This is a genomic window from Streptomyces sp. NBC_00878 (assembly GCF_026341515.1).
Lineage (GTDB): Bacteria > Actinomycetota > Actinomycetes > Streptomycetales > Streptomycetaceae > Streptomyces.
Genome location: NZ_JAPEOK010000001.1, coordinates 4,610,666 through 4,636,220 on the forward strand (window position 1 = coordinate 4,610,666; position 25,555 = coordinate 4,636,220).

The 25,555-nt window shown below is 68.7% G+C and carries 24 protein-coding genes and 2 pseudogenes; 12 read left to right on the top strand and 14 right to left on the bottom strand.

Annotation, left to right across the window (positions count from 1 at the left end; translation table 11 throughout):
- The first annotated feature begins 36 nt into the window (after window positions 1-36).
- From OHA11_RS19315 to OHA11_RS19325, 3 genes are all read left to right on the top strand, one after another.
- The gene (locus tag OHA11_RS19315; protein WP_266497986.1) at window positions 37-672 is read left to right on the top strand and encodes a flavin reductase family protein; all 636 of its coding nucleotides are present in this window, start codon (window positions 37-39) and stop codon (window positions 670-672) included.
- Between the two features lie 130 nt (window positions 673-802).
- The gene (locus OHA11_RS19320; protein ID WP_266497988.1) at window positions 803-1,249 is read left to right on the top strand and encodes a hypothetical protein; all 447 of its coding nucleotides are present in this window, start codon (window positions 803-805) and stop codon (window positions 1,247-1,249) included.
- Window positions 1,250-1,284: 35 nt separating this feature from the next.
- Window positions 1,285-1,839 (top strand): hypothetical protein, encoded by a 555-nt coding sequence (locus OHA11_RS19325; RefSeq protein WP_266497989.1) that lies wholly within the window; start codon window positions 1,285-1,287, stop codon window positions 1,837-1,839.
- Between the two features lie 40 nt (window positions 1,840-1,879).
- Here the strand turns inward: OHA11_RS19325 and OHA11_RS19330 are convergent, their stop codons facing one another.
- On the bottom strand, window positions 1,880-3,199 hold the full coding sequence (locus tag OHA11_RS19330) for an MFS transporter (protein WP_266497991.1): 1,320 nt from the start codon (window positions 3,197-3,199) through the stop codon (window positions 1,880-1,882).
- Between the two features lie 71 nt (window positions 3,200-3,270).
- Between OHA11_RS19330 and OHA11_RS19335 the strand changes: the two genes are divergently transcribed.
- Entirely contained in the window at window positions 3,271-4,251 is a 981-nt protein-coding gene (locus OHA11_RS19335; RefSeq protein WP_266497993.1) for a GlxA family transcriptional regulator, read from the top strand.
- 334 nt (window positions 4,252-4,585) lie between these two features.
- Here OHA11_RS19335 and OHA11_RS19340 read toward each other — a convergent pair whose 3' ends face one another.
- From OHA11_RS19340 to OHA11_RS19350, 3 genes are read right to left on the bottom strand one after another with little or no spacing between them, the layout of a single operon-like run.
- Window positions 4,586-5,056 (bottom strand): RidA family protein, encoded by a 471-nt coding sequence (locus OHA11_RS19340; protein WP_266497995.1) that lies wholly within the window; start codon window positions 5,054-5,056, stop codon window positions 4,586-4,588.
- Window positions 5,053-6,396, bottom strand: coding sequence for an amidase (locus OHA11_RS19345; RefSeq protein ID WP_266497997.1), 1,344 nt, complete (start codon window positions 6,394-6,396; stop codon window positions 5,053-5,055). Before OHA11_RS19345 ends, OHA11_RS19340 begins: the two co-directional genes overlap by 4 nt.
- Entirely contained in the window at window positions 6,393-7,718 is a 1,326-nt protein-coding gene (locus tag OHA11_RS19350) for an MFS transporter (protein WP_266497998.1), read from the bottom strand. The genes OHA11_RS19345 and OHA11_RS19350 overlap by 4 nt, the downstream gene beginning before the upstream one ends.
- Window positions 7,719-7,852: 134 nt before the next feature.
- On the opposite strand from OHA11_RS19350, the gene OHA11_RS19355 reads away from it, so the two are divergent.
- Window positions 7,853-8,866, top strand: a complete 1,014-nt coding sequence (locus OHA11_RS19355; RefSeq protein ID WP_266498000.1) for a LacI family DNA-binding transcriptional regulator — start codon at window positions 7,853-7,855, stop codon at window positions 8,864-8,866.
- A gap of 292 nt (window positions 8,867-9,158) precedes the next feature.
- Window positions 9,159-11,807, top strand: a pseudogene (locus tag OHA11_RS48530) (Tn3 family transposase); the annotation flags it as partial.
- Here OHA11_RS48530 and OHA11_RS19370 read toward each other — a convergent pair.
- The 3 genes and pseudogenes from OHA11_RS19370 to OHA11_RS19380 all read right to left on the bottom strand — a co-directional run.
- Window positions 11,804-13,096, bottom strand: coding sequence for an MFS transporter (locus OHA11_RS19370; protein WP_266498007.1), 1,293 nt, complete (start codon window positions 13,094-13,096; stop codon window positions 11,804-11,806). The pseudogene OHA11_RS48530 and the gene OHA11_RS19370 overlap by 4 nt on opposite strands.
- Window positions 13,093-13,581, bottom strand: coding sequence for a MarR family winged helix-turn-helix transcriptional regulator (locus OHA11_RS19375; RefSeq protein WP_266498010.1), 489 nt, complete (start codon window positions 13,579-13,581; stop codon window positions 13,093-13,095). The genes OHA11_RS19370 and OHA11_RS19375 overlap by 4 nt, the downstream gene beginning before the upstream one ends.
- A gap of 103 nt (window positions 13,582-13,684) precedes the next feature.
- Window positions 13,685-13,858, bottom strand: a pseudogene (locus OHA11_RS19380) (site-specific integrase); the annotation flags it as partial.
- A gap of 177 nt (window positions 13,859-14,035) precedes the next feature.
- Between OHA11_RS19380 and OHA11_RS19385 the strand changes: the two are divergent.
- Window positions 14,036-14,533: an NUDIX hydrolase gene (locus OHA11_RS19385; protein ID WP_266498012.1), complete on the top strand. Its 498-nt coding sequence runs from the start codon at window positions 14,036-14,038 to the stop codon at window positions 14,531-14,533.
- A gap of 54 nt (window positions 14,534-14,587) precedes the next feature.
- The gene (locus tag OHA11_RS19390) at window positions 14,588-14,995 is read left to right on the top strand and encodes a hypothetical protein (protein ID WP_266498015.1); all 408 of its coding nucleotides are present in this window, start codon (window positions 14,588-14,590) and stop codon (window positions 14,993-14,995) included.
- 280 nt (window positions 14,996-15,275) lie between these two features.
- On the opposite strand, the gene OHA11_RS19395 is transcribed toward OHA11_RS19390, so the two are convergent.
- Window positions 15,276-15,473 carry a hypothetical protein gene (locus OHA11_RS19395; protein WP_266498017.1) on the bottom strand — a complete coding sequence of 66 codons (198 nt, stop codon included), beginning with the start codon at window positions 15,471-15,473 and terminating at the stop codon, window positions 15,276-15,278.
- 70 nt (window positions 15,474-15,543) lie between these two features.
- On the opposite strand from OHA11_RS19395, the gene OHA11_RS19400 reads away from it, so the two are divergent.
- Together OHA11_RS19400 and OHA11_RS19405 are read left to right on the top strand one after the other, a co-directional pair.
- Complete coding sequence (locus OHA11_RS19400) at window positions 15,544-16,041, top strand: hypothetical protein (protein WP_266498019.1); 498 nt, start codon at window positions 15,544-15,546, stop codon at window positions 16,039-16,041.
- A 165-nt stretch (window positions 16,042-16,206) separates the two neighbouring features.
- Window positions 16,207-17,052 (top strand): aminoglycoside phosphotransferase, encoded by an 846-nt coding sequence (locus OHA11_RS19405; protein WP_266498020.1) that lies wholly within the window; start codon window positions 16,207-16,209, stop codon window positions 17,050-17,052.
- 61 nt (window positions 17,053-17,113) lie between these two features.
- On the opposite strand, the gene OHA11_RS19410 is transcribed toward OHA11_RS19405, so the two are convergent.
- Complete coding sequence (locus OHA11_RS19410) at window positions 17,114-17,686, bottom strand: hypothetical protein (protein ID WP_266498022.1); 573 nt, start codon at window positions 17,684-17,686, stop codon at window positions 17,114-17,116.
- On the opposite strand from OHA11_RS19410, the gene OHA11_RS19415 reads away from it, so the two are divergent.
- The gene (locus OHA11_RS19415; RefSeq protein ID WP_266498023.1) at window positions 17,685-18,350 is read left to right on the top strand and encodes a hypothetical protein; all 666 of its coding nucleotides are present in this window, start codon (window positions 17,685-17,687) and stop codon (window positions 18,348-18,350) included. The genes OHA11_RS19410 and OHA11_RS19415 overlap by 2 nt on opposite strands.
- A 367-nt stretch (window positions 18,351-18,717) precedes the next feature.
- Here OHA11_RS19415 and OHA11_RS19420 read toward each other — a convergent pair whose 3' ends face one another.
- From OHA11_RS19420 to OHA11_RS19430, 3 genes are all read right to left on the bottom strand, one after another.
- Window positions 18,718-19,767 carry an alcohol dehydrogenase catalytic domain-containing protein gene (locus OHA11_RS19420; protein ID WP_266498025.1) on the bottom strand — a complete coding sequence of 350 codons (1,050 nt, stop codon included), beginning with the start codon at window positions 19,765-19,767 and terminating at the stop codon, window positions 18,718-18,720.
- Between the two features lie 10 nt (window positions 19,768-19,777).
- On the bottom strand, window positions 19,778-20,956 hold the full coding sequence (locus tag OHA11_RS19425) for an acyl-CoA dehydrogenase family protein (RefSeq protein WP_266498028.1): 1,179 nt from the start codon (window positions 20,954-20,956) through the stop codon (window positions 19,778-19,780).
- A 94-nt stretch (window positions 20,957-21,050) separates the two neighbouring features.
- Entirely contained in the window at window positions 21,051-21,974 is a 924-nt protein-coding gene (locus tag OHA11_RS19430; protein ID WP_266498033.1) for an SDR family oxidoreductase, read from the bottom strand.
- A 97-nt stretch (window positions 21,975-22,071) separates the two neighbouring features.
- Here OHA11_RS19430 and OHA11_RS19435 point away from each other — a divergent pair, with 97 nt between their 5' ends.
- Entirely contained in the window at window positions 22,072-22,998 is a 927-nt protein-coding gene (locus tag OHA11_RS19435) for a cyclase family protein (RefSeq protein WP_266498035.1), read from the top strand.
- 641 nt (window positions 22,999-23,639) lie between these two features.
- Here OHA11_RS19435 and OHA11_RS19440 read toward each other — a convergent pair.
- Both OHA11_RS19440 and OHA11_RS19445 read right to left on the bottom strand, forming a co-directional pair.
- Window positions 23,640-24,164, bottom strand: coding sequence for an ATP-binding protein (locus OHA11_RS19440; protein WP_266498038.1), 525 nt, complete (start codon window positions 24,162-24,164; stop codon window positions 23,640-23,642).
- Between the two features lie 495 nt (window positions 24,165-24,659).
- Entirely contained in the window at window positions 24,660-25,553 is an 894-nt protein-coding gene (locus OHA11_RS19445) for an acyl-CoA dehydrogenase family protein (protein ID WP_266498041.1), read from the bottom strand.
- Window positions 25,554-25,555: the final 2 nt, after the last annotated feature.

The window sequence follows — 25,555 nt, forward strand, 5'->3', positions numbered from 1 at the left end:
CCATCTGACACTCCGTCAGCTTCAATGGGCAATGTGATGGGACATGCAGGGATGGCCGCCGCGGCCGTCCGGTATCTCAGGTCGGCCGGCGTCCCGGACACCACGGGCCGGGTCGAACCGCTCCCACGCCCGGACCTGCGCGCGGTGGGCGACGACGAGCGCGCACCGATCGATCCGGCCGAATTCCGGCGCGTACTGGGCAACTTCGCGACGGGCGTCACGGTCGTCACCGCACCGGCCACCGAAGGCGAGCGTGAGGACGGGCCGACAGGTCCGGCCGGATTCGCCTGCCAGTCGTTTTCGTCCCTCTCTCTTGACCCGCCGCTGATCGCGTTCATGGTCGCGCGTACGTCGACGACCTGGCCGCGCATCGCCCGCGCGGGCGTCTTCTGCGTGAACGTCCTCGGCGCGCACCAGGGCGACCTGTGCCGCGGTTTCGCGGTGAGCGGCTCCGACAAGTTCGCCGGGGTCGTCTACGACGCGGCCCCGGTCTCCGGCTCACCACGCCTCGCCGGCGCCCCCGCCTGGATCGACTGCACGGTCCACGCCGTCCACACGGGCGGCGACCACCTGATCGTGGTGGGCAGGGTGGACGCCCTGGGTACGGCGGACGGCGAGGAGGCGCCCCTGCTGTTCCATCGGGGGCGGTTCGGCGGACTCGCGGCCAACTGACGCCGATAGCCCACTTCTTGACGCCTGTGGACGCCCGTATCGGCGGAACCGTTTCTTCGGCCGTCGTGTCCTCTTTCCCGGAGGGTGGTTCCACGCCGCGGATCCACCTGTGGAGGTGGAGGGGGATGCCATGGGGCAGGTACGCGAGGGGGCACGGTTAGGGGCTTGGGCCGTCGCCGGAGTCATCGGCCTGGCGGTGTTGTACGTGATCGGCGCGTTCGCCTTCGGCGGCGCGGGGTGGATCACCGCCCCGTTCCGCGGTGAGGCGGACGAGCGCAACAACACGGTCGGCTCGGGCGAGTTCCGGCAGACCACGTACGAGGAGTTCTTCGATCTGTGCGAGGCCGTGCAGAACGCCGAAGGAACGATCCAGGTGCTCCAGGACGAGCGGAAGGCCGCTTCGGAGACCCGCAGGACGCAGATCGACCAGTCGGTCACCGCGCTGAAGGCCACGCGGATCGAGTCGGTCAACGACTACAACTCGAAGGCCGCCCAGGAGCATCGCGCGCCCTTCCGTGACAAGGACCTGCCATACCGGCTGAGTGTCGAGGCCGAGCGCACGACGTGCACCAACTGATCCCCGTCTCATCCCGGGAAAGAGGGCAGCACCTCATGAAGAAGTTCGCACGCATGGCTCTGGCCGGCATCGTCGCGCTCGTCGTGGGCCTCGCCCTGACGTCCTGCACCGACTCCAGCCAGGACAAGGAGAACAAGGCCAAGCAGGAAGGCTACGACCACCTCGTGGCCCAGCAGCCGGCGGGCCGCATGGAGTACTCGCCGACCCGCGAAGCGATCAACCAGTGGGTCAAGACGTGGGGGAAGCGGGGCAAACTCTCGTACGTCTACATCCAGAACGCCAAGGGCGAGTACGGGTACTTCATCATGAAGGGCCTGCCGGTGCCGCGCTGCAAGATGCTCACCCCGACGGAGAAGGTGGAGCACTCCGACAGCGGCGTCGCGGTCCTCGCGCAGCCCGGCATGGACGGCACGTACACCACGGGTTCCACCTGCAACGCGTACTACGGTTTCGACGCCACGACGGGCGCGTACATGGAGTTCACGGTCGGCACGAACCAGTCGTTCTTCCTGTTCGACAAGCCCATGACGATGCCGGAGTACGCCAGTGCCAAGCAGTTGGGGCCGACCTCGGTGAAGGACCTCAAGTAGCGAGCGAGCGGCGTCGATGGTGCCGGTGATTCACGGGGTCTCAGGCCAGTGCCGGGCGGGTCTCCGTCCGCTTTCGTCGGATCACCAGCGCCATCAGCGCCGCCGCGGCGCACAGCGCGCCCGAGGCGTACCACATCACGTCGTACGAGCCGAAGGTGTCGCGCGCGACGCCGCCGAGGAAGGCGACCAGGGCCGCGCCGACCTGGTGGGAGGCGAGGACCCAGCCGAAGACGATGGCGCTGTCGTCGCCGTACTGCTCACGGCACAGGGCGATGGTGGGCGGGACCGTGGCGACCCAGTCGAGGCCGTAGAAGACGATGAAGAAGATCATCGGCGGGTGGACCGAGGGGGCCAGCAGCATCGGGAGGAAGAGGAGGGAGATACCTCGCAGGGCGTAGTAGGCGGCGAGTAGCCGGCGTGGGTCGAAGCGGTCCGTGAACCAGCCGGAGGCGATCGTGCCGACGACGTCGAAGACGCCGATGACCGCGAGGAGCGACGCGGCGGCCGTGATCGGCATGCCGTGGTCGTGGGCGGCGGGCACGAAGTGGGTCTGGATCAGGCCGTTGGTCGAGGCCCCGCAGATCGCGAAGGTTCCGGCGAGCAGCCAGAAGGGTCCCGTGCGCGCGGCGGAGGAGAGGACCTTCACCGCGCGTCGTGCGGCGCCGGGCACGGGCGGCGGCTTCTCGACGAACTCCGTTGCCCCGTACGGCTTCAGGCCCACGTCCGCCGGGTGGTCGCGCAGCAGCAGCCAGACGAAGGGCACTACCGCGAGGGCCGCCAGGGCGACGGTGACAGCGGCCGGACGCCAGCGGTGTTCCTCCACGATCCAGGAGAGGAGGGGCAGGAAGATCAGCTGCCCGGAGGCGGAGGCCGCGGTGAGGATGCCCGTGACCAGTCCGCGCCGCTCGGTGAACCAGCGGTTCGTGACGGTGGCGGCGAAGGCAAGGGCCATCGATCCGGATCCGAGGCCGACCAACAGGCCCCAGCACAGCAGCAGTTGCCACGCGGCCGTCATCCACACCGTCGCGCCGGAGCCGACCGCGATCACGATCAGGGCAGCCGCGACCACTCGTCGGATGCCGAACCGGTCCATCAGCGCGGCGGCGAACGGCGCCGTCAGCCCGTACAGCGCGAGGTTGACGGAGACCGCGAGCCCGATCGTGCCGCGCGACCAGTGGAACTCCTGGTGCAGCGGGTCGATCAGCAGCCCCGGCAGCGAACGGAAGGCCGCGGCCCCGATGATCGTCACGAAGGTCACGGCGGCGACGAACCAGGCCCGGTGTATCCGCCGGCGCCGCTTCCCGGGCACGGAATCCTGAAGGGCTTCGGCTGCGGCTGCGGCATCGGTTGTCTGTGTCACGTCATAGAGCGTCCGGCCTGCGGACTTCCGGAACGAGTGGCCAGAAGGACAGCATTCGCTAGGATCGGGCCATGGGTACTCGCACCGCTGTCCGCCGCCACCGGGTGGTCGTCCTCGCCCTGGACGGCCTCCTCCCCTTCGAGCTGGGCATCCCGCAGCGGATCTTCGGCCGCGCCAAGGACGCGGAGGGCCGCGAGCTGTACGAGGTGGTGACCTGCTCGATCCGGCCACCGGGCCGGGTCGAGGCGGAGGCGGACTTCTCCATCCTCGTCGAGAACGGCCCGGAGGCCCTGGCCACCGCCGACACCGTCGTTGTCCCGGCCTCGTACGAACTCGGCCCGGTGCACGACGAGGGCGTACTCACGGACGAGCTGGCCGCGGCCCTGGCTCTGATCCCGCCGGGCACCCGGCTCGTCTCCATCTGCACGGGCGGGTACGTGCTCGCCGCCGCCGGATATCTCGACGGCCGCCCGGCGACCACGCACTGGGCGTCCGCGGAACACTTCCAGCGTCTCTTCCCGAAGGTGCGGGTGGACGCGGACGTGCTGTTCATCGACGACGGTGACGTGCTGACGTCCGCCGGTGTCGCGGCCGGCATCGACCTGTGCATCCACATCGTGCGCCGCGACCACGGGACGGCGGTCGCCAACGACGTGGCACGTCGTACGGTCGTGCCGCCGCACCGGGACGGCGGGCAGGCGCAGTACATCCAACGCCCTGTTCCCGAGCCGCAGTTGGCGACCACGACCGCCGCCCGGGCCTGGGCGCTGGCGCGTCTGCACGAACCGATCCAACTGCGCGACATGGCCGGGCAGGAGTCCATGTCGGTACGCACCTTCACGCGCCGCTTCCGTGAGGAGGCCGGGATCAGCCCCGGCCAGTGGCTCACCCAACAACGCGTCGAGCGAGCCCGCCACCTCCTGGAATCCACCGACCTCTCGATAGACCAGATCGCCCAGAACGCGGGCTTCGGCACGGCCCAGTCCATGCGCCAACACCTGCAAACGGCCCTGGGAGTGACCCCGACCGCGTATCGCCGCACGTTCCGGTGACGGGAATTTCCCCCCGCGAAGGGGAGCGGCACAAGAGGGTTCTCCCTCCGACCTGGGTGGGCGAGTACTTTGGCGAGTTTTGCGCCGCCCGGAAACCGTGACCCTTCCGCAGCCGTTCGGCGTGATCCGGCACGCGGACAAGAGGCCCCCAACTGCGGTCCTTACGCGCGCAGTTGGGGGCATTGCCCGCCCGAACGGGGGCACCGGGGCGGGGGTCTAGCGGTTGCTGCCCTGCGAGTTCACCGGCCAGGAGGTTCGGATTCTCCCGAGGGGCCGGTTCATCGTGAAGTACCCGCCCGTGGGCCACTGCTCAGCGCCCCACGGGAACGGTTGGTCAGTTTTCAGGAGTGTCTTCGATCCTGACGATCACTTCGACCTCCACCGGTGCGCCCATGGGCAGCTCGGCCATACCGACTGCCGAGCGCGCGTGCTGGCCGGCGGCCCCGAACACCTCCTCGAAGAGGGCTGAGGCGCCGTTGACCACGGCCGGCTGGTCGGTGAAGCCGTCAGCCGACGAGACGAATCCCAGGACTTTGATCACCTCTGCCACGGAGTCGATTCCGACTTCCTTGTCGATCACGGCAAGGGCGTTGATGGCGCACGCGCGCGCCAACTCCTGCGCTCGCACCACGTCGACCTCGGCTCCGACCTTGCCCGTGGTGCGAAGCACGCCGTCTTCGTACGGCATCTGGCCAGAAGTGAAGAGAAGGTTCCCCGCCCTCTTCGCCGGCACGTATATCGCCGTGGGCGGTGCCACTGGCGGAAGGACGATGCCCAGGTCGGTCAGCCGCTGGCTGGCGCTCATGTCAATGCACCTCTTTCGTCGTTGATCACTTGTTCAACCCACTCGGCGACCGCGAAGGCCTGTGCGTTCTCGGCCGCGATGAGTTGCAGGCCCACAGGGAGCCTTGATGCCGCCGGTACGGGCAGGCTCAGAGCCGGGTGCCCAGTGAGGTTCGCCGGCCGTGTATTGCGCAGCAGCACCTCTCGTACCGGTAGTCGTTGTCCGGCCTCGCCGACGTCTGTCGCTTCGAGGGGAGGAGCGACGATGGGTACGGTCGGCAGGACAATGGCGTCCACGGTCCGCAGCAACTGGTCGACCGTGGCCGCTAGTTCGGCGGCACGATGCCGGGCGCGTTCATAGCGCCGGGCGGAAATCTCGGCTCCGGCACGGAGCCGCTCAAGGACGTCGCTCTGGTAGTCCTCGGCATGGCCGGCCATGCTCTCGGCATGGACCCTGTTCGCCTCGGGGCCTTGCAGGTCCAGCGCGGTCGCGGTCATCTCCGGCCACTCCGGCAGCGTGATCTCGACGATCGAGGCACCCGCGGCGACCAGTCGATCGATGCTTGCGCTGTAGGCGTCGCCAACTGTCGTGGAACAGTCCAAGGGCTCGGGGTTGGCCAGGATTCCCAACGTCGGTGCCCCGGGCAGCGACCAAGTGGAAAGGTCGACACCGCCGAGTACTTCGGTGGCGAGCCGGGCATCGGCCACGGATGCGGTGAGCACCCCAACGTGGTCGAGGCTCGGAGACAGGGGGAAGACGCCGTCCAGTGGCAGTGTTCCGCGGGCCGGTTTCGCGCCGACGACACCGCACAGGGCCGCCGGGATACGTACCGAGCCCGCCGTGTCGGAGCCGAGTGCCAGTGGCACTACGCCGGCCGCCACCGCGGCCGCCGATCCGGCACTTGAGCCGCCGGCCATGCGGGACGGGTCGTGCGGATTCCGGCACGGCCCGATCCTGTTCGATGTGCCCGTGCAGCCGTACGCGAACTCGTGGCTGTGGCTCAGTCCGATGATGACCGCGCCTGCCTCCCTGGCCTGACGCACCACTGCGGCATCGGATGTCCCCACCCTGTCGGCGAAGACTCGCGAACCGCAGCGGTGTGGCAGCCCCCGCACTTCGATGATTTCCTTGACCAGCAGGGGAACACCTGCCAGGGGTCCCGTCCGGGTGCCTGCGACGGCCTGCGCGGCTTGTCGGGCCCCGTCGACGTCGATATGGACCACAGCACCGAGGCCGCTGACCCGTTGGGCCTGGTCCATCGCGCGTTCCGCCAGTTCGACGGGATCGAGTTCACCGAGCCGCACTCCGCGGGCGATCGACTCCAGCGAGCCCGTGACGCCCTGCTCGTACGGTGTCTTCACGCCGGGACCTCTTTGACCGCCGCCGGCGAGGGGAAACGCACCTTCGCGCCCGGGTCCACGAAGAGCATGGCCAGCATGCCCAGCGTGCAGGCGACCCCGGCGCCGATGAACATCGCGCCGTACCCGTAGTCGGCGACAAGGAACCCGGTCAGCGTCGGCGCCAGAATCGTCGCGATGTTGGCAAAGAAGTGCATGATTCCACTGAATGTGCCGGCGCGCGCCGCCGCGACATCGACGACCACGGCCCAGTACACGGTGTCGGGCAGGAAGTTGAGGGCGTTTCCCAGAGCGAGAAGCGCCAGCACGGCACCTGGGCTGTCGACCAACGGGATGCACAGGAAAACGGCACCGGTCAGCGCAAGGCTGACCACCGCCAGCCAGGAGCGGGCGATCTTCAGATTGCCCGTCCGGCGTGCCAACCAGTCGGAGATCTTGCCGCCCAGAAGGATCGTGACGCACGCCCCTGCCCACGGCACCATGCCGAGGTACCAGAGCGATGACAGGCTGAAGCCGAACTCGTCCTGGAGGTACTTCGGTGTCCATGTCAGCAACAGGAAGTTGACATAGAGGAAGGCGAAGAAGCCCACGGTGTTGGCAACGAGCGTGCGGCTGGCGAAGAACGTGCGCCAGGTGTCGGCACCCAGCTGGTTCCCCTTGGGCTGTCCGGATACCGTCGCCGCGCCGGCTGCCAGAAGTTCCCGTTCCTCACGTCCGACCTTCGGGTGATCAGACGGCCGGTCGGTGAACACCCGCAGCCATATCGCCACCCAGACAAGGCCCAGAACACCCAGCACGACGAACATCACACGCCAGCTGGTTATGGCCAGCAGACCGACGGCGATGGGCGCGGTCAGCAGGGCACCCAGCGGCGTTCCAAGAACACCGAGGCCGATAGCGGTACCACGCTCCGACGGTGCCGCCCAGACCACCAACGAGCGGTTGATCGTGACGAACGCGGGTCCTTCGGCGAGCCCGAAGAGCACTCGGAACATGGCGAAACCAGCCAGGGCGGACCCACCGAACAGCGCGATGCCGATGTCACCGGCAAAGATCATGCAGATCTCCAGCACTGACCACGCGGTCCCCGCGACAATCCACATCCATTTCGGGCCTTTGGCGTCCGCCAGCGCACCACCCAGCAGGGCTCCGACCATGTAGCCGTAGCCGAAGTAGCCGAGCACGGCACCCCATGCCGCCGCGTCCAGGCCGAACTCGCTGGTGATGGGGCCCGACGCGTACGCGATCGCACCCCGGTCGACATAGTTGATGACCACCATCAGGGCCATCAGGGCCATCACCAGGTACCGATAGTTCCGAATCACCACTGCACACCTCCACGCGGTCACGGCGACCCTGCAATCGATTGCAAGTAGACACGCAATCGATTGCAGGCAAGTTAGGCCCCGGCTACAAGCGAGGTCAATGGGGCCGGACGAGGTCCACTAAAATCGTTGTCGTGGACAACTCGGGTACACGCAGAGTCACGCTCGATGACATTGCCCAGGCAGCCGGCGTGCACAAATCGACGGTGTCGCGGGCCCTGCGCTCGACCGGCGGAGGGCCTCATGCGCTCCGCATCAGGGAACTGGCCGCGGAACTGGGATGGATGCCCGACCTGATCGCGGCCGGCCTGCGCAACCAGCGCATGCAATTGATCGGGATTCTGGTTCCCCGGCTCACCGACCAGGTACTGTCCACGATCTTCGAGGGCATCGACCACGCACTGGCCCAGCAAGGTTGGCAAGCGGTCGTGGCAAGCACCTGGGACGATCCCGCGCGGCAACGCTCGCGAGCGAGGATGCTGCTCGCCCACCGGGTGGACGGACTGATCGTGGCGGACAACCGGGAAGACAACCCGTACATCGTCGATGTCGCCAGCCACGGCGTCCCGATACTGCTGGTGAACCGTTCCTACCCCGGGTTTCCGTCGATCACCTGCGACGACGAACTCGGCGGAAGACTCGCGGCCGACCACCTGATCGATCTGGGGCACCGCCGGCTCGGGGTCATCGCCGGGATGCCCTACGCGCGTAGCCTGGCCAACCGGGTTCGCGGGTTTCGCGATGCGGCCCGAGCACGTGGGGTCGACGTGGACGACGAATTGATCGTTCACTCGACCATCTACCCGTCCGCCGGGCGCGAGGCGGGCGCTCGGCTGCTGGCACTCCCCCATCCACCGACGGCGTTCTTCGCCGTCAACGACGCCGCCGCGATCGGGCTGATGGGACTCCTTCGGGAACGCGGTCGGACAGTCGGCGACGATGTCAGCGTCATCGGATTCAACGACGTCCCCGAGGCGGCCGAACTTCATGTGCCGTTGACTACAGTGCGTTCTCCCATGCGCGCGCTGGGGTCAGCGGCCGCAGCCGAGGTGCTGCGCATGGTGGAAGGGCAAACGGTGCACAGCCAAGTGTTGCCAACCGAGCTGATAAGGCGCGCCAGCACCGGACAGGCACCCGTGTCAGCCTGACGAACCCGAAGGCCCCGTCAGCCCCAACGGCCCGCTTCACCCGACTCGGTGCGCACCATCCGGCGCACCGGTGCCGCATCGCCCCGTTCCGTCGGCGCACCGGACGCACAGTGGTGCGGCAGGTTCCCCCTGGACCGCGCCCGTGGTCCAGGGGTTTTCCGGTGATGCGCACTGTGTGCGCCGCATCGCCGGGACGGTACGGCGCACACCTCCGGGACGATGCAGTTCACTGCCAAGCGGTTGATCGCCGCACCGGCAGTAGGGGTGTGGACCTTGTACGACTCGTACTGTGGCCCTGTTCGACGCGGCGGTCGGCCAGCTGCGCGAGCGCCGGGTGCTGCTGCCCCGCGTGACGACGCTGACCCGCCTGGTCGCCTCGGTGCGGGAGGCGGCGAACCAGCGGCTGTGGGACACCCTGTACGGGATGCTGAGCATTGGCCAGCGGGCGGTGCTGGACTCCTTGTTGACCGTGCCGTCCGGCGCCCGGGTGTCCGAGCTGGACCGGCTGCGGCGGGGTCCGGTGCGAGTGTCCGGACCGCAGATGAAGTGGGTTCTGGACCGGGCCGAGGAGATCGCCGACCTGGATATGCGGGCGCTGGATGTGTCGGGGATACCGCCGCGGCGCCTCGCGGAGCTGTCGCGGTACGGGGTGGACGGCAAGGCGTCCTTGCTCAAGCGGCACGGCGACTCGCGCCGCTTGGCGACGCTGCTGGCCACCGCGGTCTACCTGACGACCCGGGCTGTGGAGTACGCAGTGGATCTGCTCGAAGTGCTGATCGCGACGAAGCTGTTGGCCACGGCCGAGCGGGAGACGGTCAAGGAGAAGATCAAGACGCTGCCGAAGGTGGAGCGGGCCGGCGCGAAACTGGCGACGGCGTTCCAGGTCGTCTTCGACACCACGAGCGAGCAGGTCGACACCGACACCGGGGAGGTCAGCCCGCCGAAGGTGGAGACGCTGACGGCGATGTGGGATCGGATCGAGGCGGTGGTGCCGCGCCACGAGCTGGCGGCCGCGATTGCCGCGCTGCTCGACTCCGACGCGGACGAGGCATGGCGGGCGATGCTGGTCAACGGGTTCGGCACCGTACGGCCGTTCCTCAGGCTCCTGGTCAAGGTCGTCGATTTCGGCGCGACCCCGGAAGGGCTGCCGGTGCTCACGGCCCTGAAGTCGCTGCCGGACCTGATGGGCCGCAAGAAGGTCGGTCCGAAGGAGATCGATACCGATCTCCTCATCGGCTCCTGGCGGCGCCTGGTCCATTCGGCCCCGCACCTGGAGCTAGGCACGGTGGACTGGAAGGCGTACACGTTCTGCGTCCTGGAGCAGTTCCACCGGATGCTGCGCCGACGGGAGGTGTTCGCGAAGAACTCCTCCAAGTGGGGCGATCCCAGGGCGAAGCTGCTGGCTGGTGAGGCGTGGGAGCAGGCCAAGCCCATCGTGCTGGCCTCGCTGAATCTGCCTGCCGGAGCGAGCGAGCACCTGACCGCGCGTGCCGCGCTGCTGGATGGGACGTAGCGCGAGGTCGCCGGGCGGCTGCCGGACAACGCGCAGATTGCCTTCGATGACGGCAGACGGCTGCACTTCGCCGCCCTGGAGCCGGAGCCGGAACCCGCCTCGCTGCTCGACCTGCGGGCCGCAGTGAACGCGATGCGTCCCCGCGTCGATCTGCCCGAGGTCCTGCTGGAAGTCTTCTCCTGGACCGGAGCCGACCAGGCGTTCACCTCGATCACCGGCGGCGAGGCCCGCCTCAAGGACCTGCCCGTGACGATCGCGGCGCTGCTGGTCGCGCACGGCTGCAACGTCGGCTATACCCCGGTCATCGGCTGCATCGACGCGCTGAAGTACGGGCGGCTCTCCCACGTAGACCAGACGTATCTGCGGCTCGGGACGTACCGGGCCGCGAACGCCACGCTGATCGAGCACCAGGCGGCCATCGGGCTCGCGAGCGCGTGGGGCGGCGGGCTGATCGCCTCGGTCGACGGGATGCGGTTCGTCGTCCCCGTTCCAAGCGTGTACGCACGGCCGAACCCGAAGTTCTTCGGGCGCCGGGGCGGCGCCACCTGGCTCAACATGATCAATGACCAGGCGGCTGGGCTCGGCGGGAAGGTTGTGGCTGGCTCCCCTCGCGACTCGCTGTGCGTACTGGATGTGCTCTACGACCGCGACGGCGGCAGGCGCCCGGAGATGATCGTCACGGATACCGCCTCGTACTCCGACATCGTGTTTGGTCTCCTGACCCTGGCGGGATTCGCGTACGCGCCCCCGCTCGTCGACCTGCCGGACCAGAAGATGTGGCGCATTGACCGCGCCGCCGACTACGGCGCCTTCCAGGACTCGGCCCGCGGCCGGGTCGACCTCGCCCGGATCGAGCGGCACTGGAAGGACGTCCTGCGGATCATCGGCTCCATCCACACCGGGGCCGTACGCGCCTACGACGTGATCCGGATGTTGTCCCGGGACGGCCGTCCCACCCCGCTCGGCGACGCGATCGCGCACTACGGGCGGATCGCCAAGACCCTGCACATCCTGCGCCTGGCCGACGAGCCCGGATACCGCAGGCAGATCAAGGTGCAGGCCAACCTCCAAGAGGGCCGCCATGCGCTTGCCCGGAAGATCTTCCACGGTCGGGCCGGACAGCTCTACCAGCGCTACCAGGACGGCATGGAGGACCAGATCGGTGCCCTCGGACTGGTCCTCAACGCCCTGGTGCTCTTCAACACGAGGTACATGGACGCCGCCGTCACTCAGCTGCGCGAGGACGGGTTCGACGTCCGCGACGAGCACGTGGCCCGCCTCTCCCCGTTCGTCCGCCATCACGTCAACATGCTCGGCCGGTATTCCTTCCAACTCCCCGACCTGCCCGGGGGCCTGCGTCCGCTGCGCGATCCGGACGCTGACGACCCCTCTCACCGGGCTCAGGGCTGGAGGCGATCGGAAACCTAACCAGCGGTCGCCGCCGCGTCGGCGACCGCAGGGACGGTCGGCTTCGCGGCAGCAGGCGGCGTGCGGTAGGCGCGAAGGGGCGCGTTGGTCGCGGCCACGGCGGCGATCGTCAGGATGGCGGACAGTCCGCCGAAGACCAGGGAGAAGGAGGCGGAGGTGGCCGACGCCAACAGGCCACCACGGAAGTTGCCGAGTTCGGGGCCCGCGACACCGATGACGTGTTCTACCGAGGAGACCCGCCCCCGGTACGCGTCCGGGGTCTCCAATTGGACCAGGGCACTGCGGGTGACGACAGACACGGTGTCGGCAGCGCCCGCCACGGCCAGGCATCCGAGCGCCAGCCACAACGGCCCCGCCAGACCGAAACAGGCCAGCGCCAGGCCCCAGACACCGGCTGCGGACAGCTGGACCAGGCCGCCACGGCGCCAGCGCGTCACCGTACCGGAGAGCAGACCGGCCGTGATCCCCCCGACCGCGACGGCCGAGAGGAACAGGCCGAGGGTCTGCGGGTTTCCCCCGAAGCGGATCTCGTTGACCAGCGGGAAGAGTGCGATGGGCATGGCGAGCAGCGTTGCGGACAGGTCGGTGGCCATCGAGCCCCACAGCGTCGGGCGGCGCAGCACGATACGCCACCCGCCACGCTCCGGCCGGCGCCTGCCGCCTACCGCGTCGGCGCCTTCGGGCCGCATGGCAGGCAGGCGGATCACCGCGAGCATCGAGACTGCCAGGGCCACGGCCTGGGTTGCGTATGCGGCAGGGAAATCCCAGCGGGCGATGATCAGCCCGGCCATCGCGGGCCCGGCCAGCATCGCTGCCTGGAAGGAGACGTTGGTCAGCGCAAGACCGGCCGCGACCTGGTCGCCCGGCAAAAGCCGGACCGGGAAGGTGCGCCGGGCAGGAGCTCCGAGAGCGCTGCAGCTCGTCCCCATGGCTACCAGGGCGAACAGCAGCAACACGTTGCGGTTGTCCGCCAGGGCCTGGGCACACAGCCCTGCGGCGGCCAGCAGTTGGCCTGCGGTGGTGGATCGCACCACCGCACGGCGGTCAACGGTATCGGCCAACGTGCCGCCAAGCAGCCCGAACAGCACCATCGGCAGGCCAGTGGCGAGCCCGATGGCGCCGGTGCCCACTGGGCTGCCGGTCAGGTCCCAGACCTGGGCCAGCACCGCCACATTGGCTATCTGTCCGCCGAGTTGAGAGACCGAGGTACCGATCCACAGGTCGCGAAACGGCTGACTGCTACACAGCGGGCGGGTGTCGAGAAACCGGACACGGACATGCCCCCTCATCGCGGTGGCTCGACAAGGTGATGGAGGACCCGCTGCCGCATCGACCGGTGTTCCAGCGCCCGCCGCACCTCCTCGACAACGGTGGTCATCGCGTACGGGACCTCGCTGTCCAGCTCGGCGACGGTCTCGTGGGTAGCGCGCCACTCCGCCTCCAGGAACGGCACCAGCGACCGGCCGCGCTCAGTCAGGTCGATCCGCCGGGTGCGGGCGTCAGGGCCCGGCTCGGAGGTGACCAGATCCTCCTTGCGCATGGCGGCGATGGTCTGGCTGATCGCGGAGTGCGAGCGGTCCAGGGACTTCGCAAGCTCGCGAATGGTCAGTGGCCCGGTGTGGGCGAGCCGGATCAGCGGATAGGCGAACCGCGGCCGCACCCCCTCGATGCCCCGCTCGACGTAGACCTGCTCGATCTCGGCGTCCATGGCTGCCAGAAGCTCGTGCAGGGAGTGCCAGGGATCGGGTCGGGCTGTGGGATCCGATGGTGTCACAGCGCTAATATAACAGCGCTGCGATAACCGATGCCAGTGATCGAACCTAAGAGCCTGCGGCTGTACCGCTGGTCCCAATTCCGGGAAGGCACCCCGCCCGCGGTCAGCGCCGGCGATCGCCCGGCGCGAGCAGGCTGGTAACTTCGGCGATCGCCTCCGGGGAGGGGTGGAAGTACTTCCGTACGTTCTCTGCCTTCCTGTGCCGGGACTTCGCCATCAGCATCAGCAGGCTCGCCCCTCCCTCGCCGAGGTGGGTCAGGCCGGAGTGTCTTGTGTCCGCAGAGACCGTGTGCAGATGACATCGTGTCGCGATTGAGCAGGCCAGGCATCGAGGCCGCATTCGCGACGCAGATCGTCGATCGTGTTGCTTTCCACGGGATTTCCTGTGATGCGGATCACTCGTCGCTGGTGCTCGTGGGGCCGTGTTGTCAGTGAGGGCTGAGATCGTGCCTCCGTGAGCGAACTGGTTGAGCATGTCGATGAGCATGACCGCGTGTTGGGGGTCGTCGAGCGAGACGAGGCGGTGCGCGAGAACTGGCCGCATCGCATTGCAGCGACGATCTGCCGTGATCGCGAGGGGCGGATCTTGGTCCTGCGGCGGTCCGAGGTGCTGTCCCGGTTCCCGGGCCACTACGACGTGATGGTCGGCGGCGCCGTGGACGTGGGCGAGTCGTATGAGGAAGCGGCGGCCCGGGAACTGTCCGAAGAGCTGGGCGTTCGTGTGCCGGTGCGCTTCATGTTCAAGTTCCTCTGCCGGGAGGGGATCAGCCCCGTATGGATTGGGGTGCATGAGGCTGTCGTGACGGAACCCCTGGTCCCGGACCCAGGCGAGATCGCCTGGCAGGGCTGGCTGGCCATGGCCGAATTGTGCAAGGTCATCGATCGATGGCTCTTCGTTCCAGGAGGACGGGAAGCTCTGCGACGATTTCTGGAGCCCGGATGCGGCAGCTGAAGAGCGTCTCCCTGACGATCCGGCAATGTCAGTGGCGGCTGCGATGCTGGCGGCATGATCCCTTGGAATCTGCTGGCCATCGACAAAGCCCTGCGAGCCAGTTGGGCCGCCGACACCTGTTCCCCGGACGACCTCGCTCGCGCCGAGTGGCATCCGGGCAACCCGGCGTGGGGCCACTGTGACATCACGGCTTTGATCGTCAACGACATCTTCGGCGGCGACCTCACGGTCGGGGAGGTCCACTGCAGCGGGGAACAGCATGGATTTCACTGGTGGAATCGACTGCCCGGTGGCGTGGAGCTCGACCTGACCCGCGAGCAGTTCCGAGACGGCCAGACCATCACTGCAGCCCGTGTCGTCAAACGTCCGCCGGGGCCTCTGCCCCGGCGCTGGGAGGAGTACCTCCTCCTGCGTGAGCGCGTTATCAAGCACCTCGGTCACCTCCCCGAGCCTGCCGTCTGACCGAGCGGAGATCGTCTTTCAACTGCAGGTTCCGATCACCGTGCTCCGCGGCGAAGGGAGACGACTCACCCGGCTGGTCCCAGCGGCGGCTTCGCGGAGTCGGACGATCTCTTCATGTCGGGCGGCGAGCCGGGCCAGGGTCTGGCTGCGGAAGTCGGTGAGCTCGTCAACCGTCTGCTCCGACTGGGCCAGCCATTGCCTGAGCTGGTGTTCTCTGCCTCGAGCCGGGAGATCTGGACCTCGCGAGGGTCGGGTATCTCGCCGGCCTCGCGCATGGCGTTCAGGCGTCGTTCGACTCGACGCGGAGGTGAGAGTAGGGGCGGGTGCCGTAGAGCGCGGCGCGGTCGACTGCGGCCTCGCTGGCGAGTGTCTTGATGTCGCACTTTCCGCCGGGCGGGATTTCGCCTCGGAGGAGCCTGTCCATGGCGGCCCGGATGCGGTTCTCGTTCTCGGTCCGTTGGGCTGCGGAGATTCTCATGCGGACTCCTCGTCCATGGTGTTAGCGGCGTCGATCTCGGGACCACACGCATCGCCCGGTCGTAATCGGCTTGGAGTCGGGTGCGTTCGGTCTTGCGGGGGGCGCCGAGCTGGCCGAGGAAGGTGTTGGTGCGTTCGGCGTGCTCGGCCCAGACGAGGCGGTGGCAGGGGTGATGGGTGGCCTGCGGGCAGCGGGCGGAGTCACACATCCCGACGAGCGGGCGGTCGGCGGTGGGGGTGCCGGCGAGTTTGAGGCAGAGCGCGCGGGACGGGTCGGTGAACCAGCAGTAGTTCGCGGGACCGAGATGGAGGGTCTTGGCCCGCTTGGTCAGCAGGTTGAGCACGTCGCGGTCACTGCGCTGGGTCTTCGGCGCCGACGCTGCCATCGGTTCGAGCTTGGCGTCGATGCTGGCGAAGAATTCGGTCAGTCTCCGGGCTCCTGGCCCGGATGGGAGGATGCCCTGTTGGTAGTTGCGGAACTCTTCCAGAACCAGGTCGAAGTTGCGGTCGCCTTCCAGCTTGTTGACCTCGGCCAGCAGTTCGGCTTGGGCTCCGCCGGGGCGAGATAGCGGTGGAGTCGGGTATTGGAACCCTCGGAATACCCCGCTCACGATCTTCCTCTCTGGCTGACTGCTCTGTACTTCACCCGGAAGAGTTGTGCGAGCCGGCGTGAAGGCCGGTGCTGGGCGAAAAGAAGGTGCACTGGGCAAGGCGGTGTCGGCAGGATGCCTGGCGTGACTGAGCTGCCGAGCAACGCCGTTCCCGCCCCTACCGTCCTCGATGCCTTCGGTGTGAAGGGCACTCCTGTCCCGCTGGTTGGCGGGCAAGGACGAAGCGTTCTCGTCGGTGGGTTTGTGTTCAAGCCTGCGGAGGGAGCTGAGGACGAGGCCGAGTGGGCTGCTTCCCTGTTCGGGACGCTGACACCGGGCAGTGGATTCCGCGTCCCGTTGCCGCTCCGGGCTGTCGGCGGGCGGAGCGTCGTGGACGGCTGGACGGCCAGCGAGTTCCTGATCGGCGAGCCTGGTCCGCAGGAACACTGGACTGGTGTGCTCAGCGCCGGCCGTGCCTTCCATGCCGCCCTGCGACAGGTGCCCCGGCCCGACTTCCTTGATCGGCATACCCACCCCTGGGCCGTGGCCGACCGCGTCGCGTGGAACGAACAGGACATCGACGTGATCCAGGACCTCGCCGCGCCGTTCTCGGCTCTGCTGGAGTTAAGGCGCCCGGTGAAGCAGGACGCAGCTCAGCTCATCCACGGCGATCTCACCGGCAATGTGCTCTTCGGTGCGGGCGAAGTGCCTGCTGTGATCGACTTTTCGCCGTATTGGCGACCTCCGGTGTTCGCCGAGGCCATCGTGGTCGCAGATGGTCTGCTGTGGTTCGATCTTCTGTCCGACCTGCTGACGGGTGGCCGCGATCATCCTGACTGGCAGCAGATGCTGATTCGCGCACTGATCTTCAGGCTCGTCGCACACAGCGAGAGCGTAGGACCGTTGGGGCGGGCTCAGCCTGGTGAGCCAGAGCGGTATGCAAGGGCAACCGACGTTGTGGTAAGGACGTTGGCATCGCTTCGGGGTTAGTCCTCTCGGGTGGTTTCCAGCTGAACGAGCTCGGAGTATCGGAACCCTCGGAACGCCTCGGTCATGCTCTTTGTCTCTGGCTGACCTCGGCGGCGTAGGCGGCCCAGTCGCCAGCGGATGCCTTCTGCCGTTGGACGGCGACTTGGATGTGGACGCCGAGCATCCGGGCGAGGATGGCGGCGGGCAGTTCGGCGGCGAGGGTGAACAGGGCTGTGGAGCGGTCCTGTTGGGGCCGGATGCCGATCTTGTGCAGCCGCAGACCGACCTGACTGTCGCTGAGCGGACGCCCTGGTTGTCCTCCGGGGAAGAGCCAAGGGGCGTCGTCCGGAGTGCCGATCTTGGCTTTGCCGCGTCGGGTCGCGATGAGCTCGTGGACCAGGGCGCCAAGCGGCATCGGCAGGATGACGGGCGAGATTCCGAAGGTGATCGCGACGGTCTCGACGGTGATGTCGACGTCCTCGACGGTGAGTTGGCTGATGGTGGAGATCTTCTGCGCGTAGAGAACAGCAGCAGTCCAGCGACTCGGTCCGCGGTGGGTAGCGTGTCGTCGTTGAGGAGGCGGCGTGCGTCGGTCCAGCGTTTCTCGCTGTCGATGGTGCCCTGCGGGCGGCGCCGCAGGTGAGGCCGTGGGCATGGCGATGCTGTACGGACCAGCGGACGAAGTTGCCGGTCTCGTCCCGGTAGCGGAAGGCGGGATCGGTCATCCAGCGTTCCAGGTCGGCTTGTGTGCAGGTATCCAGGGTGAGACCTTCGCCGGCGAGCCAGGCGAGGAAGTTGTCGGCCGCGGTGACGTGGCAGCGCACGTTCATGTCCTGCAGCTGAGTGGTGTGCTGTTCGCAGACTCGGCGACGGAGTCGGCGCAGGTGGTGCCAGACCGCGTAACCGTGCAGGATCCGGCGTTCGGCGAGGTCCGTGCGAGCCTGGACGGTTGTGGTGATCCATTTCTCCAGAGCGACGAGCCGTTCGTCGCGCGGCGGCAGGGCGCCCGTCGCGACGAGGACGCTGCGAAGGTGAGCCAGCGCCTTGCCCGGCGGAACTTCGTCGAGGACGTCGTGGGTGACGGGACGCTCGTCGCGGCCGGCCTCTCGTATCTGCTCGGCGAGCGTGATGGTGTGCGGGCCGAATGCTGCCGGCAGGTAGAGAGCGGCGGCGAGCATCGGCCGCAGCACGCCGTCCTCGACGGGCTGGGTCTTGTTCTCGTCCCTTCCGTTGGGCATCTGGGCGACGGCCGAAGGGGTGGCACCGCCCACGGAATCAGGTCGGCGGCAGGCTGGTCGGCGGTGAATAGTTCGCGGTAGTTGACCAAGTCGACCGGGACCATGGCGGCAGCCCGCCGGGTTGCCGGGCTCCCCGCTGCGGATGTTGTCGGCATGCTGCTCGTCGCAGCTCTGCCCTTCTTCCTGCTTCCTGCTTCCTGCTTCCTGCTTCCTGCTTCCTGCTTCCTGCTTCCTGCTGACTCGGAGGTATTCGCGGCCGGTGAGTTCCCGGGCGGCGGTGAGGGCGGCGGTGAGGGCGCCGGAGACTGCGGCCGGGCTGGTGTCTGCGCTGGTGCAAGCCATGCATCACCGTGCCAAAGTGGGTCCCCAAGATGCTGCGTTCCCGAGCCGAGAGTGGGGGAGGTAGGGGCGGCGGGCGAAATCCCTCCGGATCCCCCCGCGGCGTGGCTCAGAACGTCAGGACAGCCCGGGCGACCCGCCCGGCCGACGCATCGGCGGCAGCCTTCTCAAAGTCCTCCACCGGATACGTCTCCGTCACCAACTCGTCCAGCAACAACCGCCCCTCCCGATACAGCTGCGCATACAGCGCGATATCCCGCTGCGGCCGAGCCGCCCCATACCGGCACCCCAGAATCGACTTGTCCAGATACATCGACGAGACAAGAAAGGACGCCTCGGCCGCAGCCGGCGGAACACCGAGCAGAACCGCCTGCCCGTGACGGTCGAGCAAGTCGATGGCCTGCCGCACCAGTTCCACCCTCCCCACACACTCGAAGGCATGGTCCGCCCCCGTGGGCAGAATCTCCCGCACCCCCTCCGTCGAAGACAGAAAGTGCGTCGCCCCGAACCGCCGCGCCACCCCCTCCTTCGCCGGATTCGAGTCCACCGCCACCACCGTCAGCGCCCCGGCGAGCCGCGCCCCCTGAATCACGTTGAGGCCGATCCCACCCGTACCGATCACGACGACACTCTCCCCGCGATCGACCCGCGCCCGGTTCAGCACGGCCCCGACCCCGGTGAGCACCCCGCACCCGATCAACGCGGCGGACGCCATCGGAATGTCCTTCGGAATCCGTACCGCCTGCACGGCCTTCACCAGCGTCCGTTCCGCGAAGGCGGAGTTGGACGCGAACTGGTACAACGACTGCCCCGCCCGCGTGAACGGCCGCTGCGGCATCCCGATGGCCTTGCGGCACATGGTGGGCCGCCCCCGGTCGCACTCCGCGCACGTCCCGCAGTTCGCGAGTGTGGACAGGGAGACATGGTCTCCGGGCTCGACATGGGTGACGCCCACACCCACCGCCTCCACGACACCCGCACCCTCATGACCGAGCACCACAGGTACGGGGAAAGGTATGGTCCCGTCCACCACAGAGAGATCGCTGTGGCACAGCCCCGCCGCCGAGATCGCGACCAGCACCTCTCCCGGCCCCGGCTCCCGTATCTCCAGGTCGTCGACCACCTGGGTCTGCTTCCCATCGAAGATCACACCCCGCATGGCGCCCACCTCAACCCTTCGGTTCCCTGGGAAGGCCGAGCACCCGCTCGGCGATGATCGTGCGCTGGACCTCGTCCGAACCGCCGTAGATCGTGTCGGCCCGGCTGAACAGGAACAGGTGCTGCAACGCGTCCAGTTCGTAGGGCGCCGAAGCCGACCACTCCACCGGCCCCACCGCCCCCGCCGTTCCCCGCACCCGCATCGCCAGCTCCCCGAGCCGCTGATGCCACCGCCCCCACAACAACTTGGCCACACTGGGAGCACCCAGGCTCTGCCCCTGGCCCTGGCCCCCCGAACTCCCCAGCGTCCGCAGAGCGTTCCACCGCATGACCCGCAACTCGGCCCACTGCCGCACGAGACAGTCCCGTACGACCGGATCGTCCACCGCACCCGTCGACACGGCCGCCTCCACCACCCGCCCCAACTCCTGGGCGAAGCCGATCTGCTGGGCGAGCGTGGACACACCCCGCTCGAAGCCGAGCAGGCTCATCGCGACCTGCCACCCGTTGCCCTCGCCCCCGACGACGTGCTCCACGCGCGCGTGCGCCCCGTCGAAGAAGACCTCGTTGAACTCGCTCGTCCCCGTCATCTGGCGAATCGGCCGCACCTCGATCCGCCCCGGCTGGTCCATCGGTACGAGCAGAAAACTCAGCCCGCGATGCCGCCGCGACCCCGCCTCCGTACGGGCCAACACGAAGCACCAGTCCGCCTCGTGCGCGAGCGAGGTCCAGATCTTCTGCCCGGTGACCCGGTACCCGCCCGCGTCGCCGTCCCGTACGGCCGCCGTACGGACACCCGCGAGGTCGGACCCCGCACCCGGCTCGCTGTACCCCTGACACCAGAGCTCGTCCCCGGCAGCTATCGGCGGCAGGAAACGGGACTTCTGCTCGTCGCTGCCGTGGGCGATGAGGGTGGGGGCAAGCAGGTTCTCCCCGATGTGCCCGGTACGGGCGGGAGCCCGGGACCGCGCATACTCCTCGGCCCAGACAACCTGCTGACTGAGCCCGGCGAGCCGATTCCCATACCCACCCTCGCCCCACCCGAGCCCGATCCACCCGGCCGCACCCAACGTCCGTTCCCACGCCCCGCGTTCCCCGGCTCCGGCTCCGGCTCCGGCTACGTGCTCGGCCAGCCAGGCACGCGCCTCGGCCCGAAACGCCGCATCCTCCAACGTGAACCCGAAATCCAAGGTGCCCTCCCACCGCCCTTAAGGGGCGCGGGGAACTGCGCGCTCAGCCACAGCCAACCCGCACCCACCAACCAGCCCAGCCCCTACGGCGCGCTCACTCCTGCCCAGCCGCGCGCCGCGCAGTTCGCGCAGCGGCCCGCGCCATCTCCTCCACCCGCTCAAGCAACGGCATCGGATCCACCCCCACCGTCCCCGGCAGAAAGTCCGCGATCCTCTCCGGCGTCCACGCCGCCCCCTCCGCGTACCCCGAACGGAGTTCCCTCGGCTGCGCCCACACCGCGATCTTCGGCCCCGCGATGGTGTAGACCTGCCCGGTGATCCGCTCCTCCCGCGCCCGCTCGGACAGCAGGTACACCACGAGCGCGGCCACATCCTCGGGCTCGCCGATCTCCTTCAACTCCATCGGCACGTTCGCCGACATGCGCGTACGGGCGACCGGCGCGACCGCGTTCGCCGTGACCCCGTACTTGTGGAGCCCGAGCGCGGCGCTCCGTACGAGCGAGATGATCCCGCCCTTCGCGGCGCTGTAGTTGGCCTGGGAGACGGACCCCTGGTGGTTGCCGCTGGTGAAGCCGATGAGCGTGCCGGAGCCCTGCCGCCGCATCACGGCGGACGCCGCGCGGAAGACCGTGAACGTGCCCTTCAGGTGCGTGGCGATGACCGGATCCCACTCCTCCTCGGACATGTTGAAGAGCATCCGCTCGCGCAGGATCCCGGCCACGCACACGACCCCGTCGAGTTGCCCGTACGTCTCCAGTGCCGTGTCGACGACCCGCTGTCCGCCCGCCATCGTCGAGATGTCGTCGGCCACCGCGACCGCGCTTCCGTCGGCCGCCTCGATCTCCTTGACCACGGCGTCGGCGATCTCGCTGGTCGGTTCCGCGCCCTCGATCGACACCCCGTAGTCGTTGACGACGACCCGTGCGCCCTCGGCCGCGGCCGACAGCGCCACCGCGCGCCCGATGCCCCGGCCCGCCCCGGTCACGGCGACGACCTTGCCTGCCAAGAAGTTCCCCACGCCCCGGCCCCTTCCCGCAGTTTCTGACGGTCCGTTAGATTCGTACTCGGATTCTACGACCCGTCAGATACCTGGAGACAAGCCCCGGGGAGTACTCATGTCGATGCCGGCCGAGTTCCACGAGATCGCCAAGCGCGTGAACAACTGGGGCCGTTGGGGGGCCGACGACGAGATCGGCACGCTGAACCTGATCACCGACGAGGTCATGCGCGAAGCCGCGGCGACGGTACGTACGGGCCGCCGCGTTCCGCTCGCGCTGCCGCTCCGGGAGGACGGTGTGCAGACCGGGATGATGCCGGGCCGGATCAACCCGCTGCACGCGATGGTGCAGATCAACCAGGAGCTGTTCGGGCCCGGCACGGTCGCGTGCAGCGATGACGCCGTGACGATGGGCCTCCAGGCGGCCACCCACTGGGACGCGCTGACCCATGTCTCGCACTCGGGAAAGATCTACAACGGCCGCCCGGCCGGCACCGTCACGGCCCACGGCGGCGCCGAGTTCAGCGGCATCGACAAGCCCCGCCACATCGTCTCGCGCGGCGTCCTCCTCGACGTGGCCCGCGCGCTCGGCAAGGACCGCCTCGACGGCGGACACGCGGTGACCCCGGAAGACCTCGAAGCGGCCGAGGAGATGAGCGGCACGAGGGTCCGCTCGGGCGACATCGTCCTCGTACGCACCGGCCAGATCCAGCTCTATCTGGCGGGCGACAAGCACGCGTACGCGTTCCCGTCGCCCGGCCTGTCCGTCCGCACCCCGGAGTGGTTCCACGCGCGCGATGTGGCCGCCGTCGCGAACGACACCCTCACCTTTGAGATATTTCCGCCGGAAATAGAGGACTTGTGGCTTCCCGTGCACGCCCTCGATCTGGTCGACATGGGCATGCTCCAGGGCCAGAACTGGAATCTCGAAGACTTGTCCACAGCCTGTGGACAAGTCGGCCGCCATGCGTTCCTACTGTCGGCGATGCCCGAACCGTTCGTCGGCGCCACGGGGACGCCGGTGGCACCGGTCGCGATCCTCTGACCCCTGGGGACGTCCCGCTGGCCCCTGGGGACGTCCCGCCGACCCCTGGGGACGCCCCGCCGACCTCCGGGACTCTCCACCGACCAGGTTCGGCTGGCGGCGCGGCGGTGCTGACCCCGAGCACGGCACCGCGCGCCGCCATCCGGCTCCGGCGCACCCGCCCCGCTCCTGGCCCTGGAGGAGCCGACGCCGAATCGCGACCCACGCTCGCCAAGGGCCCCCGTCACCGGAACCCTCGCCGTCCCCTCACAGCGAATCGCTGAACACAAGCGTGATCAAACGGACACCTCACGTCAACACCCGTTCGGTGATTAGTGGCTTACGCGCCCTTTGTGACGCCATGGATGGAAGCACGATCCGGCGCATCGGGCGGCACGGGGCAAGTAGGGCGCGGGCCCCGTGCTTCCGTGCTCCGCCCGGAGGTCCGGATGCCACGTGCGGGGCACAGGGGGGCGGTCGCGCAGTTCCCCGCGCCCCTAAAAGGGGCACGCCCGCCCGGCCAGAAGGGGTACGCCCGCTCGCCCCAGAAGGACACCGTCCGCACGCCCCCGAAAGGACACGGTCGCACGCCCCGAAAGGACACTGCGGCCCGCCCTGAAGGGGCACTGCGGCCAGCCCTGAAGGAACACGAACGGCCCGGCTCAGACCACCTCGTACGCCAAGTCCCCGTACGCCGCCAGCGCCGCGTCGTACGTCATGGCGCCCGCCGCCCTCGCCGAACAGCGGTCCACCTCGCACCAGATGCGCTTGCCCGCACCCTCCGCGCTCCAGCCCCAGCGATCCGCGAGGCCGTCGACGAGCGCCAGGCCGCGGCCGTTGGTCTCGTCGCGGTCCGCGCAGCGGGGGCGCGGCGGACGGGTGCAGGCGTCGAGCACCTCCAGGCGGACGGTGGCGACGGCCTCCCCCACGGCCCGCTCCCCTACGGCCCGCTCCCCGGCGGTCAGCCCCTCGCCCGTCGGCCCGGTCACCGCACCCGGCAGCGACAGACGCAGCACGGCCGGACGGCCGGTGTGCACCACGGCGTTGGTGACCAGTTCGGAGACAAGCAGGATCAACGTCTCGGCAAGTGGCTCATCGACCTCTATCCCGGACCCGGCGAGGCGCGAACGAGCCCATCTCCGGGCTCGCCCCACCTCTGCTGGGTCGGGCCGGATTTCCAGCTGCACTTGAAGCACCTGCACCGCTCACACCATCCGAACCGGCGGACACATCGCCTCGCGCCTCGCAAGGGCCACGATCGTGGTCAGAAAAGGGCTCACGGAACGTGATTCCCTTAGGAGACAGCATGGTTGACGTACAGTCACCCCAACAAGCGCTTCGGGCATATTCCAGCGCGAAGGAGTACGCGTGCGGCATACTGTGCGACGCTCGTCGCGGGGAGTCGAACAGGCAGGAACGGTCCTGCTCCCTGCCTCGCGAGCGGTACGCATCGCCGGATCCGGAGTTGCCTCAGGGGCAACACCGTGATGACTCGGCCTCAGCACCACTCGCATCTCACACAAGGTACCGGAGCACAGCTCCGACTCCAGGCCGTCACGAGTCACGCCTAGGACACAACCCGATATCAACGCTCGGTAATTCCGGTATGCCACGTTCAGTGACATCCGTCCGTTCAGGGCCGTTCCGTCGTGCCACGATCGGCGGCAATGATCGTGCACAGTTCATGTCCGGGGCCCCGGCGCGGCGGATTGCAGATCCTCGGCGAGCGCCTCCTCCGCCTCGGCCGCGCTCTGCCCGCGACGCGCCCGCAACCAGGCACGTTTGAGGTGAAGGTGCACGTCGGACTCCCACGTGAATCCCATCCCGCCGTGCACCTGGAGGCAGTCGCGGGCGCCGCGCTCGGCGGCCTCGTCGGCCAGCAGCCCGGCCGCCGCGATGTCGAGCGGATCGGCCGTGACGGCGGCCGCGTACACCGCGCCACGCGCCACCTCCACGCGCACCAGCATCTCGGAGCACAGGTGTTTCACCGCCTGGAAGGCCCCGATCGGCTGCCCGAACTGCTCACGGGTCCGGGCGTGTTGCACGGCCAGTTCGCAGGTGCGGGCGGCGGAGCCCAACTGCTCGGCGGCGGTCAGCAGCGCGGCCACCGGGTCGGGCGGCGCGGCGCGGGGCACCCGGTGCAGCGGTGTCAGCGGGTCCGCCGAGCGCATCGGGACGGCTCCGGTCACGTCTCCGCGTACGACGTCGGCGGCGTCCAGCCATTCGACGAGTGTGCCGTCGACGGCCGCGACGACGGTCTCTCCGGTGGCGGCACCGGGTACCTCGCCGGCCGCGAGGTGCGTGGCCACGAGCGGTCCGGTCAGCAGCGCCCGGCCGGCCTCCTCGAAGGCCAGCACCGCCTCCGGGAGCCCCAGTCCGACCCCGCCCGCCGACTCGGGCAGCCGCAGCGCGAAGAAGCCCGCCTCGCCCAACTCCCGCCAGAGCGCACGGTCGAGGTTCGGGGCGTCCGGGGCGTCCACGGCGGCCCGCAGCCGCTCCCGTCCGAAGCGCCGGACCAGCAGTTCGCGTACCCCCGCCCGCAATGCCCGTTGATCATCAGTGAGTTGGAAATCCATAC

What these genes read in the sequence shown, in the direction of transcription:
- OHA11_RS19315 (WP_266497986.1), top strand. Translation starts at nt 37, where the DNA reads ATGGGACATGCAGGGATGGCCGCCGCGGCCGTCCGGTATCTCAGGTCG.
- OHA11_RS19320 (WP_266497988.1), top strand. Translation starts at nt 803, where the DNA reads ATGGGGCAGGTACGCGAGGGGGCACGGTTAGGGGCTTGGGCCGTCGCC.
- OHA11_RS19325 (WP_266497989.1), top strand. Translation starts at nt 1,285, where the DNA reads ATGAAGAAGTTCGCACGCATGGCTCTGGCCGGCATCGTCGCGCTCGTC.
- OHA11_RS19335 (WP_266497993.1), top strand. Translation starts at nt 3,271, where the DNA reads ATGGGTACTCGCACCGCTGTCCGCCGCCACCGGGTGGTCGTCCTCGCC.
- OHA11_RS19340 (WP_266497995.1), bottom strand. Translation starts at nt 5,056, where the DNA reads ATGAGCGCCAGCCAGCGGCTGACCGACCTGGGCATCGTCCTTCCGCCA.
- OHA11_RS19370 (WP_266498007.1), bottom strand. Translation starts at nt 13,096, where the DNA reads ATGAGGGGGCATGTCCGTGTCCGGTTTCTCGACACCCGCCCGCTGTGT.
- OHA11_RS19390 (WP_266498015.1), top strand. Translation starts at nt 14,588, where the DNA reads ATGATCCCTTGGAATCTGCTGGCCATCGACAAAGCCCTGCGAGCCAGT.
- OHA11_RS19395 (WP_266498017.1), bottom strand. Translation starts at nt 15,473, where the DNA reads ATGAGAATCTCCGCAGCCCAACGGACCGAGAACGAGAACCGCATCCGG.
- OHA11_RS19415 (WP_266498023.1), top strand. Translation starts at nt 17,685, where the DNA reads ATGGCGATGCTGTACGGACCAGCGGACGAAGTTGCCGGTCTCGTCCCG.
- OHA11_RS19410 (WP_266498022.1), bottom strand. Translation starts at nt 17,686, where the DNA reads ATGCCCACGGCCTCACCTGCGGCGCCGCCCGCAGGGCACCATCGACAG.
- OHA11_RS19420 (WP_266498025.1), bottom strand. Translation starts at nt 19,767, where the DNA reads ATGCGGGGTGTGATCTTCGATGGGAAGCAGACCCAGGTGGTCGACGAC.
- OHA11_RS19435 (WP_266498035.1), top strand. Translation starts at nt 22,072, where the DNA reads ATGTCGATGCCGGCCGAGTTCCACGAGATCGCCAAGCGCGTGAACAAC.
- OHA11_RS19445 (WP_266498041.1), bottom strand. Translation starts at nt 25,553, where the DNA reads ATGGATTTCCAACTCACTGATGATCAACGGGCATTGCGGGCGGGGGTA.